This is a genomic window from Acidovorax sp. GW835-FHT14B10, assembly GCF_058793725.1.
In genome coordinates this window covers 90,694-105,909 of record NZ_JBXAGC010000007.1, presented here as the reverse complement: position 1 = coordinate 105,909, position 15,216 = coordinate 90,694, and the positions used below count along the sequence as shown (strand labels likewise).

General features: G+C 66.2%; 12 protein-coding genes. All 12 read right to left on the bottom strand.

Going from position 1 to position 15,216, the window contains the following annotated elements:
* Positions 1-22 precede the first annotated feature (22 nt).
* The 12 genes from AC1Q5S_RS07720 to AC1Q5S_RS07665 all read right to left on the bottom strand — a co-directional run bounded on the left by AC1Q5S_RS07720 (position 23) and on the right by AC1Q5S_RS07665 (position 15,195).
* A complete protein-coding gene (locus AC1Q5S_RS07720; protein WP_422205362.1) occupies positions 23-1,450 on the bottom strand; it encodes a UDP-N-acetylmuramoyl-tripeptide--D-alanyl-D-alanine ligase in 1,428 nt (475 codons plus the stop codon).
* Positions 1,441-2,946 (bottom strand): UDP-N-acetylmuramoyl-L-alanyl-D-glutamate--2,6-diaminopimelate ligase, encoded by a 1,506-nt coding sequence (locus AC1Q5S_RS07715; protein WP_422205360.1) that lies wholly within the window; start codon positions 2,944-2,946, stop codon positions 1,441-1,443. The genes AC1Q5S_RS07720 and AC1Q5S_RS07715 overlap by 10 nt, the downstream gene beginning before the upstream one ends.
* Complete coding sequence (locus AC1Q5S_RS07710) at positions 2,943-4,688, bottom strand: peptidoglycan D,D-transpeptidase FtsI family protein (protein ID WP_422205358.1); 1,746 nt, start codon at positions 4,686-4,688, stop codon at positions 2,943-2,945. The genes AC1Q5S_RS07715 and AC1Q5S_RS07710 overlap by 4 nt, the downstream gene beginning before the upstream one ends.
* On the bottom strand, positions 4,685-4,990 hold the full coding sequence (gene ftsL, locus AC1Q5S_RS07705) for a cell division protein FtsL (RefSeq protein ID WP_303835248.1): 306 nt from the start codon (positions 4,988-4,990) through the stop codon (positions 4,685-4,687). The genes AC1Q5S_RS07710 and ftsL overlap by 4 nt, the downstream gene beginning before the upstream one ends.
* Positions 4,987-5,916, bottom strand: coding sequence for a 16S rRNA (cytosine(1402)-N(4))-methyltransferase RsmH (gene rsmH / locus AC1Q5S_RS07700; protein ID WP_422205356.1), 930 nt, complete (start codon positions 5,914-5,916; stop codon positions 4,987-4,989). The genes ftsL and rsmH overlap by 4 nt, the downstream gene beginning before the upstream one ends.
* An 8-nt stretch (positions 5,917-5,924) precedes the next feature.
* Complete coding sequence (gene mraZ, locus AC1Q5S_RS07695; protein ID WP_026436642.1) at positions 5,925-6,353, bottom strand: division/cell wall cluster transcriptional repressor MraZ; 429 nt, start codon at positions 6,351-6,353, stop codon at positions 5,925-5,927.
* A gap of 328 nt (positions 6,354-6,681) precedes the next feature.
* On the bottom strand, positions 6,682-8,007 hold the full coding sequence (gene hslU / locus AC1Q5S_RS07690; RefSeq protein ID WP_422205353.1) for an ATP-dependent protease ATPase subunit HslU: 1,326 nt from the start codon (positions 8,005-8,007) through the stop codon (positions 6,682-6,684).
* Positions 8,008-8,094: 87 nt separating this feature from the next.
* The gene (hslV, locus tag AC1Q5S_RS07685) at positions 8,095-8,658 is read right to left on the bottom strand and encodes an ATP-dependent protease subunit HslV (RefSeq protein ID WP_026436644.1); all 564 of its coding nucleotides are present in this window, start codon (positions 8,656-8,658) and stop codon (positions 8,095-8,097) included.
* Positions 8,659-8,728: 70 nt separating this feature from the next.
* Positions 8,729-10,435: an STAS domain-containing protein gene (locus AC1Q5S_RS07680; protein ID WP_422205351.1), complete on the bottom strand. Its 1,707-nt coding sequence runs from the start codon at positions 10,433-10,435 to the stop codon at positions 8,729-8,731.
* Positions 10,436-10,481: 46 nt separating this feature from the next.
* Complete coding sequence (dksA, locus tag AC1Q5S_RS07675; RefSeq protein ID WP_422205349.1) at positions 10,482-10,979, bottom strand: RNA polymerase-binding protein DksA; 498 nt, start codon at positions 10,977-10,979, stop codon at positions 10,482-10,484.
* 469 nt (positions 10,980-11,448) lie between these two features.
* The gene (locus tag AC1Q5S_RS07670) at positions 11,449-12,525 is read right to left on the bottom strand and encodes a CobW family GTP-binding protein (RefSeq protein ID WP_422205347.1); all 1,077 of its coding nucleotides are present in this window, start codon (positions 12,523-12,525) and stop codon (positions 11,449-11,451) included.
* Positions 12,526-12,948: 423 nt separating this feature from the next.
* Entirely contained in the window at positions 12,949-15,195 is a 2,247-nt protein-coding gene (locus tag AC1Q5S_RS07665; protein ID WP_422205345.1) for a heavy metal translocating P-type ATPase, read from the bottom strand.
* Positions 15,196-15,216: the final 21 nt, after the last annotated feature.

Sequence of the window (15,216 nt, the reverse complement as noted above, 5' to 3'; positions counted from 1 at the left end):
TCCGTGCGGTGGGCGGCGGGCATCAATGGCTTGCATCAGGGTGTCCCTCCGGGTGAGCGGTTGGCTTTGCTTGTTGTTCTGCGGTGGCAACCATCGCCTCCACCACCTGTTCCATCTTCATGAACCGCGATCCCTTCACCAGCACACTGCCCACCTGGGGCAGCATCTCCAGCACCGCCGCCTGCAGCGGTGCCATGTTGTCAAAATGCCGCGCAGCCCCGAAGGCGCGGGCCGCATTCGCCGACTGCGCACCCAGCGCATACAGGTGTGCAATACCCGCCGCACGCGCGTGTTCGCCGGCCTCGGCGTGGAACTGCGGGCCCTGGTCGCCCACCTCGCCCATGTCGCCCATCACCAGCAGCTGCGGCGCGGGCAGCGCGGCCAGCACGTCGATGGCGGCGCGCATGGAGTCAGGGTTGGCGTTGTAGGTGTCGTCCACCACGGTGATGTCACGGCCCGCCAGCGGCAGATTGAGCGCGCGCGAGCGCCCCTTGACGGGGACGAATGCGCTCAGGCCGCGTGCTATCGCGTCCAGCGGAACCCCTGCCGCCAGGGCGCAGGCCGCAGCAGCCAGCGCGTTGGTGACGTTGTGCTGGCCAGCGATCTGCAGGGTGCACGACAGCGCGCCCGCGGGCGTGGCCACCTCCACCGCCCAGGCGCCCTGCTGCCAGCGGGCGTGCAGACATTGCACGTCACCGCCCTCTCCGAACGTGATGCAGCGGCGCGGCGCGGCCAGCCGGCTCCACAGGGCAGTGTAGGCATCGCCTGCGGGAAAAACGGCCACGCCACTGGCCGGCAGCGCCGCCAGCACCGAGCCGTTTTCTTCCGCCACGGCCTGCACGGTGTGCATGAATTCAAGATGTTCGCGCTGGGCGTTGTTGACCAGCGCCACCGTGGGCCGCGCCATGGCCGCCAGGGTGGCGATCTCGCCGGGATGGTTCATGCCCATCTCGATCACCGCGGCGGCATGCCCGGCGCGCAGGCGCAGCAGCATCAAGGGCACGCCGATGTCGTTGTTGAAATTGCCCTGCGTCGCAAACGCGGCCTCGCCCTTCCAGGCACGCAGGATGGACGCCACCATCTGCGTCACCGTCGTCTTGCCATTGCTGCCCGTGATGCCGATCAGCGGCAGGCCGAACTGGCCGCGCCACCCGGCCGCCAGCGCGCCCAGCGCCGCCAGGCTGTCGGGCACCTCGATGCCGGGCAACCCTGCGGCGTCCAGCCCGCCATGGGCGATGGCGGCCACGGCACCGCCCGCACGGGCATCGGCCAGGAAGGCGTTGGCATCGAAGCGCTCGCCCTTGAGCGCCACGAACAGGTCGCCCGCCTGCAGGGTGCGGGTGTCCGTGTGCACCCGTGCCAGCGGCGTTGCCCCATCGCCCACCAGGCGCGCCTGGGGAATGCCGGGGCGAATCCAGTCGAGCGCCTGCTGCAGGTTCATCATGCCCATGTGCTGGCTCCCCGGGCGGCCAGCGCTGCCCGCGCCTGCGCCATGTCATCGAACGGCCGGCGCACGCCGGCGGTTTCCTGGTAGTCCTCGTGGCCCTTGCCGGCAACCAGCACCACATCGGCCGCATCGGCCTCGCCGATGGCCAGCGCAATGGCGGCCGCCCGATCCGGTTCGGCGCGGACGGTTTCGCCGGCAATCGTGCCCTGCAGGATCTGGTGCAGGATGGCCACCGGTGCTTCGCTGCGCGGGTTGTCACTGGTCACCACCACCCAGTCGGCATGCTGCTGGGCCACGGCGCCCATCAGCGGACGCTTGCCGGCATCGCGGTCGCCACCGCAGCCGAACACGCACCAGAGCTGGCCGCCGCGTTCGACCGCCAGCGGACGCAGCGCCTGCAAGGCCTTGTCCAGCGCGTCGGGGGTGTGGGCGTAATCCACCGCCACCAGCGGCTGCCCCGGTGCCACCAGCCGCTGCATGCGGCCAGGCACGGGTTGCAGGCCGGCGCAGGCGTGCACGGCATCCAGCAGCGGCACGCCCTGGCTGCGCAGCGTGGCCAGCACGCCCAGCAGGTTCAGCACGTTGTAGCGGCCGATCACGCGGGTCTGCAGCGGCAGCCGCTGCGCCCCCTCCACCACGGTGAAGCGCAGGCCCTGGTCGCCCAGGGCAATGTCCTGCGCCACCAGCCGAGCCGTGCCCTGGGCGGAAATGCTCCACAGGTCGAGCGCGCCACCCGAGAGTTCGGCGTGCAGCTGCGCACCGGCGGGGTCGTCCACGTTGACGACGGCGGTCTGCAAACCGGGCCAGTCGAACAGGGCCCGCTTGGCCAGCCAGTAGTCGGCCATGCTGCCGTGGTAATCGAGGTGGTCCTGGGTGAAATTGGTGAAGACGGCCACGCGGATCTGCGTGCCATCCAGGCGCGCCTCGGCCAGCCCGATGGAAGAAGCCTCGATGGCGCAAGCGCCCAGCCCCTGGTCGGCATACCGTCGAAACGCGCGCTGCAGGCGCACGGGGTCGGGGGTGGTCATGCCCGTGGCTTCGAGCTCGGGCGGAACACCCATGCCCAAAGTGCCCACCAGCGCACACCCGGCACGCCCATGCGGTGCTTGATTCGATAGCGCATTCCAGGCGTCCGCCAGCCACCAGGCGGTGCTGGTCTTGCCATTGGTGCCCGTCACGGCCAGCACAGCGAGTTGCCGTGCGGGGTGGTCGAACCACTGCGCGGCGATCGGCCCCGTGGCGGCCTTGAGGCCGTGCAATGCCGCCATGTGGTCGCCCGTGAACCCAAACGCCTCCACACCCGCCTGTTCCACGAGGCAGGCCGTGGCGCCCCGCACCATGGCATCGGCCACATGGGCGCGCCCGTCGGTCGCGGCTCCGGGCCAGGCAATGAAGCCATCGCCCGGCGCCACCAGGCGGCTGTCGGTCTGCAAGGTACCGGTGACGCGCGCGCGCAGCCATTGCACGGCATCATGGGCGGAGGTCAGCACATGCGTCACAGCGACTCCTCCACCCCGTTGGTGACGATCTGCGGCTTGACGGCCATGTCCGGCTGCACGCCCATCATGCGCAGGGTCTGCTGCACCACCTCGCTGAACACCGGCGCGGCCACGAGGCCGCCGTACACCTGGCCATTGCTGGGCTCGTCGATCATCACGGCCACGATGATGCGCGGCTTGTCGATGGGCGCCATGCCGGTGAACCAGGCGCGGTACTTGCCGGCGGCATAGTTTTTTCCGACCTGCTTGCGCGCCGTGCCCGACTTGCCGCCCACCGAGTAGCCCACGGTCTGCGCTTTCTGCCCCGTGCCGCCGGGGCCTGCGGCCATCTGCAGCATCTTGCGCACCTGGTCGGCCGTGCGCTCGGAGAACACGGGCACGCCCACCGCCGCCGTGTCGGTCTTGAGCATGGTGGCAGGAATCACGCGACCACCATTGGCAAACACGGTATACGAGCGCGCCATCTGGAACAGGCTGGCCGACAGCCCGTAGCCGTAGGACATGGTGGCCTGCTCCACCGGGCGCCAGCTCTTGTAGGGACGCAAACGGCCGGTGACCACGCCGGGAAAATGCAGCTGCGGCTTTTGTCCGAAGCCGGCCGCCGAAAAGGTTTCCCACATCTCGCGTGCCGGCATCTGCATGGCCAGCTTGGTCGTGCCAACGTTGCTGGATTTCTGGATCACACCTTCCACGGTGAGCGCACCGTAGTTGTGCGTGTCCGAAATGGTGGAACCCGTGATGGTGATGCGCCCGGGGCTCGTGTCCACAACGGTCTCGGGGCGCACGCGACCTGATTCAAGCGCCAACCCGATGGTGAAGGGTTTCATGGTCGAACCGGGCTCGAACACGTCGGTGAGCGCACGGTTGCGCAGCTGCTCGCCGGTGAGGTTCTGGCGTTTGTCGGGCACGTAGCTGGGGTAGTTGGCCAGGGCCAGCAGCTCGCCGGTGTGCGCATCGAGCACCACCACGCTGCCCGCCTTGGCCTTATGGGCTGCGACCTGGTCACGCAGCTTCTGGTAGGCGAAGAACTGCACCTTGCTGTCGATGGACAGCTGCATGTCGCGGCCATCCACCGGTGGCACGGTTTCGCCCACGCCTTCGACCACGCGGCCCAGGCGGTCCTTGATGACGCGGCGCGAGCCGGCACGCCCGGCCAGCTCGCTGTCGAAGGCCAGCTCCATGCCCTCCTGGCCCTTGTCTTCCACGTTGGTGAAACCCACCACATGCGCGGCCGATTCGCCTTCGGGATACTGACGCTTGTATTCCTTGCGCTGGTAGATGCCTTTGATGTCGAGGGCGGCGATCTGCTGGCCCAGGTCCCAGTCCAGCTGGCGCTTGATCCAGACGAAAGTCTTGTCTTCGTCGGCCAGCTTGGCATTCAGCTCCGATGCCGGCATGTCAAGCAGCCGTGCCAGCTGCTTGAGCTTGGCGCGCACCTCGGGCTTGTCCTGCTCCACATCTTCGGGGATGGCCCAGATGCTGGCCGCTGGCACGCTGGAGGCCAGGATGAGCCCGTTGCGATCGAGAATCTTGCCCCGGTTGGCGGGCAATTCGAGGGTGCGCGCAAAGCGCACCTCGCCCTGGCGCTGAAAAAAGTCGTTGCCGAACACCTGCACATAGGCCGCGCGCGCGCCCAGCCCCACGAATCCCAGCGCAATCATCGCAACGATGAACTTGCTGCGCCACACGGGTGTCTTGCTGGCCAGCAGCGGGCTGGAGGTGTAGAGAACGCTGCGGCTCACGGCTGCACCTCCGGTGCGGCAGCCGAGGCCCTGGCTCCGGCAGGGTCGGCCACATACTGGGTGATGGCCGGAGTGGCCGTGCGCATCTGCAACTGCGCCCGTGCGATTTTCTCCACCCGCAGGGGGGTCGCCTGCGCGCGTTTCTCCACCTGCAGGCGCTGGTGCTCGGTCTCCAGCCGGCGCGACTCGGAATGGGCCCGGTCCAGCTGGGTGAACAGGCGGCGCGACTCATACTGCGTGTGCACCAGATACAGGGCACTGGCCATCACCGCCACCAGCAGGACGAGGCTGAGCCGGGTCATGCGGGCGCCTCCGTGCGCTCGGCCACGCGCATGATGGCGCTGCGCGAACGGGGATTGGCCGCCACTTCGGCGGCGCTGGGCTTGATGCGGTCCAGCGCGACCAGCTTCATGACCTTGGGCGGTGCAAACGGCGCACGGCGGTCGTACACCTCCTTGGAATGCTGCGCGATGAACTGCTTGACGATGCGATCTTCGAGCGAATGAAAGCTGATCACCACCAGCCGCCCGCCCGGCTGGAGCACCGACAGGCTGGCTTCTAGCGCCTGCTGCAGCTCTTCAAGTTCAGCGTTGATGAAAATCCGTAAAGCCTGAAATGTGCGCGTTGCAGGGTTCTGGCCCGACTCGCGGGTTTTGACCGCACCAGCCACGAGATCGGCCAGTTCGGCGGTGGTTGCAAGAGGCCCCCGTTCCTCGCGCCGAGCAACAATCGCCTTTGCAATGGGGCCAGCAAACCGTTCTTCACCGTAGTCACGTATCACCTCCGCAATCTGTTGCACCTCGGCAGTGGCCAGCCACTGGGCCACACTGGCCCCCCGCGTGGTGTCCATGCGCATGTCCAGCGGGCCATCGAAACGGAAACTGAAACCCCGTTCGGGGCTGTCGATCTGGGGCGAGCTCACCCCCAGGTCCATCAGCACTCCGGCCGCACTGCCCGGCGGCAAATCCGCCAGATGGCGAAAACCTTCATGCCGAATGGAAAAACGCGCATCGGTGATGCGCGTTGCCTCCTGGATGGCTTGCGGGTCCTTGTCGAACGCCACAAGACGCCCTTGCGGCCCCAGCCGCAGCAGGATGTGCCGCGAGTGCCCCCCGCGACCAAAGGTGGCGTCCACCCAGGTTCCGGCAGGCTCGGGGCCCGCGCCACCCAGCAGCGCGTCCACCGCTTCATCGAGCAGGACCGTGGTGTGTTGCAGATCAGTGGTCACCACGGGCCTTAGAAAGAAAAATCCTTGAACACATCGGGCATTTCGCCCTGCATGGCCTGCGCTTCCTGCGCGTCGTAGGTGGCCTTGTCCCACAGCTCGAAATGGTTGCCCATGCCCAGCAGGATGGCGTCCTTGGCGATGCCGGCCGCCTCGCGCAGCTCGGGCGACACCAGCACCCGGCCGGTGGCATCCATTTCCACATCCATCGCATTGCCCAGGAAGATGCGCTTCCACCACTGGGCAGACATCGGCAGCTGGCCGATGCGCTCGCGGAACTTCTCCCATTCGGGACGGGGAAACACCATGAGGCAGCCGTGGGGGTGCTTGGTGATCGTGAGCTGGCCGGCCGCGGTCGCGCTCAGGACGTCACGATGCCGGGTCGGCACGGACAGCCGACCTTTCGCATCGAGACTCAGCGACGAGGCACCTTGAAACACGGAAATGATTCCCCCACTCAATCCAGGAACCCCTTGAAATGCCGCACGGCGGGTTTCAAGGGCACTTTTCACCACTTAATTGCACTTTTTTGCACTGTAGCAGGAAAAGCATTCCATGCAAGGGTGCTTGCAACAAACTTTTGCAATGGAATCAAGGACTTAGCAGCGTTTTTGAAGGATTCGAAACCCTAAAATCCGTTGCTCAGCAAGCACTTAGAACTGCCTATGCAAGTGATACCTGAAGGCAGAACGGGAGCATCCGGTTTGGCCCTGCCAGCGGGAACAGGGCGCGGCAACGCCGTTCTCGTTGGGAGCGCGAATTCCCGCCTCAGAGGATGTAGCGCGACAGGTCTTCGTCCTGGCTCAGGGTTTGCAGCCGCGTGTCGACATAGGCCGCGTCCACGGTGACCGTCTGGCCAGCCAGGCGCGCTGCGTCGAAGCTGACATCGTCCAGCAGCCGCTCCATCACGGTGGACAGGCGGCGCGCACCGATGTTTTCCGTGCGCTCGTTCACGTCAAAGGCAATGTGCGCCAGGCGCGTGATGCCCTCGGACTGAAAGTCGAGCGCCACCCCTTCGGTGGCCAGCAGCGCCTGGTATTGCTTGACCAGCGAGGCATGGGTTTGCGTGAGGATGGCTTCAAAGTCCTGCACCGACAGGGATTCCAGTTCCACCCGGATCGGGAAGCGCCCCTGCAGCTCGGGAATCAGGTCGCTGGGCTTGGACAGGTGGAATGCGCCGGAGGCGATGAACAGGATGTGGTCCGTCTTGACCATGCCGTATTTGGTGGACACCGTAGTGCCTTCCACCAGCGGCAGCAGATCGCGCTGCACACCCTGGCGCGACACATCGGCGCCGCTGGTTTCCTGGCGCGCCGCGACCTTGTCGATCTCGTCGATGAAGACGATGCCGTTCTGCTCGGCGTTCTGGATGGCGCGGGCACGGATCTCTTCCTCGTTCACCAGCTTGCCCGCCTCTTCTTCGGTGAGCAGCTTGAGCGCTTCGGCAATCCTGAGCTTGCGGGTGTGGCGCTTGCCCTGCCCCATCTGGCTGAACATGCCGCGCAGCTGCTCGGTCATTTCCTCCATGCCGGCCGGGCCCATGAGCTCCACCTGGGGGCGGCTCTCGGCCAGATCGATCTCGATCTCCTTGTCGTCCAGGCTGCCTTCGCGCAGCTTCTTGCGAAACACCTGGCGCGCCGTACTGTCCGCAGCCGGTTCGGCGCCCGTCGCGGCACGGGCCGGTGGAATCAGCACATCCAGGATGCGCTCTTCGGCCGCGTCCTCGGCGCGGGCGCGCACCTTCTTCGTTTCAGACTCGCGCGTCTGCTTGACGGCCATCTCGGCCAGATCGCGGATGATGGCGTCCACATCCTTGCCCACATAGCCCACCTCGGTGAACTTGGTGGCCTCGACCTTGATGAAAGGCGCATCGGCCAGGCGCGCCAGGCGCCGGGCGATCTCGGTCTTGCCCACGCCGGTGGGGCCGATCATGAGGATGTTCTTGGGTGTGATCTCGTGGCGCAGACTGCCTTCGACCTGCTGGCGGCGCCAGCGGTTGCGCAGCGCAATGGCCACGGCGCGCTTGGCGCTGGCTTGGCCGACGATGTGGCGGTCGAGTTCAGAGACGATTTCCTGGGGGGTCATGGACGACATAGGGCTAATCCACTGTCAAAAATGGCTGTAACGCTTATCCACAAAGCGCAAACAGCTATAAACAAAATAGCAATCACACACCGACCGTCAGAGCGTCTCGATGGTGTGGTTCATGTTGGTGTAAATGCACAGCTCGCCGGCGATTTCCAGCGACCGCTTCACAATGTCCTGGGCCGACAGGTCGGTGTGGTTCAGCAATGCCTTGGCAGCCGAATGCGCATACGCACCGCCCGAGCCGATCGCCACGATGCCCTGCTCGGGCTCCAGCACATCGCCATTGCCCGTGATGATGAGCGAAGCACTCGCATCGGCCACGGCCAGCATGGCCTCCAGGCGGCGCAGCACGCGGTCGGTGCGCCAGTCCTTGGTGAGTTCGATGGCGGCGCGGGTGAGGTGGCCCTGGTGCTTTTCCAGCTTGGCCTCGAAACGCTCGAACAGCGTGAAGGCATCAGCCGTGGCGCCGGCGAAACCCGCCAGCACCTTGCCGTGGTAGAGCTTGCGCACCTTGCGTGCCGTGCCCTTGACGACGATATTGCCCAGAGTCACCTGGCCGTCGCCGCCGATGGCGACCTGCACGCCCTGGGGCGTCTGGCGGCGCACGCTCAGGATGGTGGTGCCGTGAAAAACAGGGTTTTGACTAGATGAATCCATAGCCGTCCCAGCTGGGGGCGACGCGGTATTTTGCAAGGCACCGCCTGCCACTATCGCCCCTTGCGCCCGTTCAGTTCTTGCGCGGGACGACCCAGGCGTGCTCGTTGACGCCAATCACATTGAAGAAAATCGCCACCAGGCGGTGCAGATTGTGGAACTGCACCACATGGCCGCGGGACTGCTGTTCGGCGGCCCAGTTGAGCACCGATCCGGCAGCGCCAAAATCGATGCGGATCAGACGATCGCAGGCGATGACCAGGGGTTCTCCGGGCCGCATCAGCGCCTGGAAAGGCTCCAGCTGTGGCGTGGCATCGCCGTCAATGTGGCCGCTCAGCGTCGCCGTGGGCGCCGATTCGAGCGCCGCAGGCACGGCAGCCTCGGGGGCCAGCAGATCCTGGCCGGCGGCCTCCACGGCATGCGCCGCAGCGTTTTCGCTGTCCGCGTAGCTGCAGCGCGGTACCACCCACGAAGGGGGCGACACTTCATAGGTCACGCAGTAATCCAGTGCGACCAGTTCGAACTCATCCGGGCTGGCCATGAGCCGCAGGGCCGCCATGCGCAGGCGCCACCACTCGGGGCTGCTGGACCGGTCACCCGATGGGGTCTTGCTCTCCAGCAGCGCATTGAGCGCAGACACGCCGGAAAACACAAACTGCCCGCTGCGCTCCGCCCACTGCGTGAACTGGTCGGCCAGCAGCGGCACGGCCGCATCGTCGATGGCCGTCAGCCGCCCCCAGGCCAGGGTCCAGGGCGAGGCGGCACGCCCCAGCGCGGCCTGCAACGCGGCCACGGACGACACCGCCACGGTCGAAGGTGCAGTCCAGCTGAAATCGCGCCGTGCAGCCACCGGCGCCTCGGCGGGCGCCGCAGAAAATGCCAGCCCCAGCTGCTCCGGGATCGAGAACCACAGCGGCGCCGAGCGGTTGAAGCGCGCGGCAAAATCAATCGCCAGCGTCTCAAAACGGTCCTGCAGGCCTGCCGCGCGGTACAGGTCAAACAGCGTCATCCAGATTTCCAGTTGCTGCTGCGGGTCGTCCTGCTGGTGCTGTGCGAGCACCTCCCGCAAACCTGACTCGGCGCCAGCATGGTCGCCATTGGCAAACCGGATGGCGGCTTCTTCTAGATCGGGTTCGTGCACGAATTCCTCCGGTTCGACGGCATAGTCAGGTTCGGCGGCGGGCGCCGCCGGGCTGAAGGACGCCGCGGGTGCATGGGCACGCATGGAGGCATCCGTGCCACCAGCCCCTGCAATGACCATGCTGTCATCTGCAAACAAGGGCGCTATCGAGGGTTTGGCCTCCAGCGGTACCTGCAAGGTGCCCGGCCTGGTGAGCGCATACGCACGCGCGGTGGCGTTTTCATCCCCCCGGGGCTGCATATCCGCAGGCTGGGTGGGCGCATCTGCATGCTGCTTGCCCTTCCACCACTGCTGCGACATCTGCGCTTCGATCTCGTCGATTTTCTTGAGCGTGACCGCACGCCCGTCGGGCGAGGTCATGCTGCTCTGGAAGAAAGACGGACGACCCGCAGGATCTTCGGCGCCATGGCCCTGCAGCACCTCGCGCTGGCGCAGTTTGCGCAGCTGATCGAACTCGCGGCGGCGAACGAAATCGTTGCGCCGCTTGCGTTCGATCATCTCCTTGAGCATCTGCTTGCTGTAATGGCTCTCCCGATCGGCCTGGATCGAGTCGAGCTCTGTCCAGTTGACCGTGGGGTTGCGCACAAACCGCACCACCTTGGACAGCAGACCGCCGAGTGTGGTGTCTTCCTTGCTCATAGGCCGTCAGGTCGGGTGCGCATAAAGAGTTCAGGCCCGCTCGCCTTCAGTCGCCAAACATCTTCTGCTTGAGTTCACGGCGTTGCTGCGCTTCCAGCGACAGCGTGGCGGTGGGACGGGCGATCAGGCGCCCCACCCCGATGGGTTCGCCGGTTTCATCGCAATACCCATAGTCACCCGAGTCGATGCGGGCAATGGATTGCTCGATTTTCTTGAGCAGCTTGCGTTCGCGGTCGCGGGTACGCAATTCCAGCGCATGCTCTTCTTCAATGGTGGCGCGGTCGGCAGGATCGGGCACCACCACGGTGTCTTCGCGCAGGTGCTCGGTGGTTTCACCGGCACTGTTGTGGATGTCCTGCTTGAGCTGGACGAGCTTGAGGCGGAAAAACGCCATCTGCTTGTCGTTCATGTACTCGCTGTCGGGCATCGCCATCACTTCGGCGTCGGTCAGCTCTTCGGCGGCCTTGTCTTTCCAGTTGTTCGCCAGTTTGGGGTCTTTCTTGGCAGCCGTGTAAACAGGGTGCGCTTGCGCGGTCGTGGGCATGGTGTGTAGATAACTGGCTTTGGCAGCGGTGGAAGCCACTGCCTGGGCCATGGATGGTACGGTCAATTGGGCCAGCCGGGAAGAAGGCCGGGTGCTGCGCACGGGTACTTGGCTGCCGGCCCGCAAAGCCTGCTCGGGGGCCTCTGCGACGGCAGGGCTGGCGGCTTTGGGGGCGACCTGGGTAGTAGCCTTTGCAGCAGCCTTGCTTGCCGCTGGGGCGGCGGCAGTTTTTGCCGCGGTTGGGGCCGCTTTTGCGGCCGCCTTGGGTTTGCTGGTTTCGGCTTTCACTGACAGAACTCCTCGCGTAACGGGCTGGCCCGGGCTGCGCGGGCAGCCAAGGTCGGGTGGCAAGCCTTCCGGGGTTTTGCCGGGGCGCGATTGTATCGACCTGCGCGGATGCAAACGGGAACGTTGCAGATACAACACAAAAGGATGTGGGGCCATCCCTGCCCGTTCCTGTGCAAACCGTTCAACCGAGACTCTGCTCCAGCCCCTGCAAAAAGATGTCCTTGGGCAGGTCGATGCCGATGAAGACCATCTTGCTGGTGCGCGCCTCCCCTTCAGCCCACTGAGGACCCAGGTCGCTGCCCATGAGCTGGTGCACACCCTGGAAGATCACCTTGCGATCGGTGCCCTTCATGTTCAGCACGCCCTTGTAGCGCAGCATGCGCGGACCATAGATGTTGACGATGGCACCCAGGAAATCCTCCAGCTTGGCCGGATCGAACGGGCGGTCCGAACGGTAGACGAAGCTCTTGACATCGTCGTCATGGTGGTGATGGTGCCCATGGCCCTCGTGTCCGTGCTGGTGCGAAGGGTGGTTGCAGTGCTCGCCGTGCACATGGTCGTGGTGCCCATGCCCATGGCCGTGGTGGTCGTGCTCCTCCTCTTCCTTGAGGAAGTCGGGGTCGATATCCAGCTTGGCATTGAGGTTGAAGCCCCGCAGGTCCAGCACCTCCTTGAGCGGCACCTCGCCAAAGTGCACGGCCTTGATGGGCGCGCGCGGGTTCATGTGCTTCAAGCGATGGATCAGCGCCTCGGTGTCCTCGGCGCTCACGAGGTCGGTCTTGGACAGGAAGATCTGGTCCGCAAAGCCCACCTGGCGGCGTGCCTCCTGGCGGTCGTTGAGCTGCTGGGCCGCGTGCTTGGCATCGACCAGCGTGATGATGGAGTCGATCAGGTAGGTTTCGGCGATCTCCTCGTCCATGAAGAAGGTCTGCGCCACGGGACCGGGGTCGGCCACGCCGGTGGTCTCGATGACGATGCGGTCGAACGCCAGCAGACCCTTGCGCTTTTTCGCGGCCAGCAGCTGCAGGGTTTCGCGCAGGTCTTCGCGGATGGTGCAGCAGATGCAGCCATTGCTCATCTGCACGATCTGCTCCTGGGAGTCGGTCACCAGGATGTCGTTGTCGATGTTCTCTTCGCCGAATTCGTTCTCGATCACGGCGATCTTCTGGCCATGGGCCTCGCTCAGCAGGCGCTTGAGCAGCGTGGTTTTTCCGGAACCCAGAAAACCGGTGAGGATGGTGACAGGAATGAGGGACATGGGGAATAGCCTTGGGAGATGCAATGGGCCGTGCGGCCCGCTGGACGGTGCGCCGGTAAGAACCTGTTCAATGTCTTTTTGGAGTCACACAAGTGCCTTGCCGGGATGGAATGCAAGGCGCGGTGCGCGGCCAATAGCTAGGCTATTGGCAAGCGCCGCAACGCCGCAGACCGCCCGGCAAGGCACTTGCCCGAAGGGTTGGAGTGAAATCGGGTGATTGGAAGCCCCGGGTGCTTGCATGGGCACGAGCCCATGCTGCGCATCCGAAGCATCCACTCATCCCGATTGCACTCCAATGTGATCTCCAAAAAGACATTGAACAGGTTCTAAGCGCCAGACCGCAAAGGGGATGAGTTTAGCGGGGGACAAAAGCCCGCGCCGGATGCGGCGAAACCGGGCCACCAGCGGAAAAGGCAGCCCTTCCTAGGCCACCGGTTTCTCGTCCACCGCGCGCAGCATGCGCAGGCCGTTGAACACCACGATCAGGCTGGCCCCCATGTCGGCAAACACCGCCATCCACATCGAGGCGCCATTGAACAGCGCCAGGAACAGAAAGACGACCTTGATGCCCAGCGCCAAGGCAATGTTCTGCCACAGCACGGCGCGCGTGCGGCGCGACAGCCGCATGAGCTCTGGAATGCGCCGCAGGTCGTCGTTCATGATGACCACATCGGCCGCCTCCATGGCCGTGTCGGTGCCTGCCGCCCCCATGGCAATGCCGATGTCCGCGCGGGCCAGCGCGGGGGCATCGTTGATGCCATCCCCCACCATGGCGGTGAGGCCGTGGCGCGCCTGCAGGGCTTCGATGGCCGCCAGCTTGTCTTGTGGCAGCAGGTTGCCCCGCACCTCCTCCACGCCCGCCTGGGCGGCGATGGTGACCGCCGTCGCCTGGTTGTCGCCCGTCAGCATCACCGGGGCCACGCCCATGGCGCGCAGCGCGGCCAGCGCCTGGCGGGAGCTGGCCCTGATCGTGTCGGCCACCGCAAAAATGGCCAGCACGGTGGCATCCGTTGCCAGCAGCGTCACGGTGCGGCCCTGGGCCTCATGGGCGGCCAGCCGCGCCTCGATGTCGGCATGGCACAGGCCGCGCTCTTCGATCAGGCGGTGGTTGCCCAGCACCAGCGCCTGCCCGGCGATGCGGGCCCGCACACCGCGCCCGGGCAAGGCCGTGAAGGCCTCCAGCGCCACGCCCGTTGGCACACCCTGGGCCGCATCCAGCCCCTGCGCGATGGCCCGCGACACCGGGTGGTCGGAATGCCCCGCCAGACCAGCCGCCCAGCGCAGCACCTGCGCTGGCGCCACCGGGGCAAGCCCCTCGGGCAACGGCAGTACCTCGGTCGCCACCAGCCGGGGCCGGCCTTCGGTGATGGTGCCGGTTTTGTCGAGCGCTATCGCCTGGATCTGGTGGGCGGTCTCCAGATAGACCCCGCCCTTGATGAGAATGCCGCGCCGCGCAGCGGCGGCCAGCCCGCTCACCACAGTGACGGGCGTGGCAATGACCAGCGCGCAAGGGCAGGCAATCACGAGCAGCACCAAGGCCTTGTACAACGCGTGCGTCCAGGCCACATCCATCAGCCAGGGCATGAGCAGCGCCACCGCCACGGCCAGCGCAAACACCACCGGCGTGTAGATGGCGGCCAACCGGTCCACCAGCTGCTGCGTGGGCGCGCGGCTGCCCTGCGCCTGCTCCACCGCATGGATGATGCGGGCCAGCGTGGTGTGGCTGGCCGTGGCCGTCACCCGCATTTCCAGGGTGCCGGTGTCGTTGATCGTCCCGGCAAACAGGGTGTCGCCCGCAGCCTTGTCCACGGGCAGGCTTTCGCCCGTCACCGAGGCCTGGTTGACCGCGCTGGTGCCCGCGATGACCACGCCATCGAGCGGCACGCGCGCGCCCGGCCGGATGCGCACCACCGCATCCAGCGCCACGGCGGCTGCGGCAACCGGTTGCCAGGTACCGTCGGGCTGGCGCACCTCGGCCGTATCGGGTGCCAGATCGAGCAGGCTTTTGATGGCGTTGCGGGCACGGTCCACCGAACGCGCCTCGATCAGCTCGGCAATGGCATACAGCGCCATGACCATGGCAGCCTCGGGCCACTGGCCGATGGCAAATGCCCCGGTCACGGCCACGGTCATCAGCGCATTGATGTTGAGCCGCCCGCGTCCCAGTGCAGCCAGGCCCTTGCGGTAGGTGGAAAAGCCGGCCAGCCCGATGGCGGCGGCGGCCAGTGCCATGCCGGCCGCCTGCGACACCCGCGTGTCTGGCGCCAGAAAGGCCAGCAGCTCGGCGGCCACGGCCAGCCCCAGCGCCCACCCCAGACGCCACAATCCCTGCACGCCCGGCAGGTAAGCATGCGCCTGCGCCGCAGGCTGCGGATCAAACCCGGCCTGCCGGAGGGCCGCCAGAATTTGCGGCAGCGCCGCGGGCGCTGCATCAATGGTCAGCGTGCGGGCCGCCAGCTGAAAGCGCAGGCCGTGCAGGCCTGAAATGCCCGCCAGGGCGTGGCGGATCTCGCTTTCCTCGGCCGCACAGTCCATGGTGGCGATGCGAAAAACCGCCCCGCGGGCGACGCCTTCAGCGCCCTGCACGGCGGCGGCCTCAAGGGCCGGCGTGCAGGAACAATGGCCGCAGGCATCCGCCGGGGCGGGAGAAGTGTGTAGGGGTGTGCTCATGCGGACTTTCCTTGCTTGACC

Bases quoted from the DNA above. Each gene is read 5' to 3' on its own strand.
- hslV (WP_026436644.1), bottom strand. From the start codon at position 8,658: ATGGATTCATCTAGTCAAAACCCTGTTTTTCACGGCACCACCATCCTG.
- AC1Q5S_RS07680 (WP_422205351.1), bottom strand. From the start codon at position 10,435: ATGAGCAAGGAAGACACCACACTCGGCGGTCTGCTGTCCAAGGTGGTG.
- hslU (WP_422205353.1), bottom strand. From the start codon at position 8,007: ATGTCGTCCATGACCCCCCAGGAAATCGTCTCTGAACTCGACCGCCAC.
- AC1Q5S_RS07665 (WP_422205345.1), bottom strand. From the start codon at position 15,195: ATGAGCACACCCCTACACACTTCTCCCGCCCCGGCGGATGCCTGCGGC.
- dksA (WP_422205349.1), bottom strand. From the start codon at position 10,979: ATGCCCACGACCGCGCAAGCGCACCCTGTTTACACGGCTGCCAAGAAA.
- ftsL (WP_303835248.1), bottom strand. From the start codon at position 4,990: ATGACCCGGCTCAGCCTCGTCCTGCTGGTGGCGGTGATGGCCAGTGCC.
- AC1Q5S_RS07670 (WP_422205347.1), bottom strand. From the start codon at position 12,525: ATGTCCCTCATTCCTGTCACCATCCTCACCGGTTTTCTGGGTTCCGGA.
- AC1Q5S_RS07720 (WP_422205362.1), bottom strand. From the start codon at position 1,450: ATGGGCATGATGAACCTGCAGCAGGCGCTCGACTGGATTCGCCCCGGC.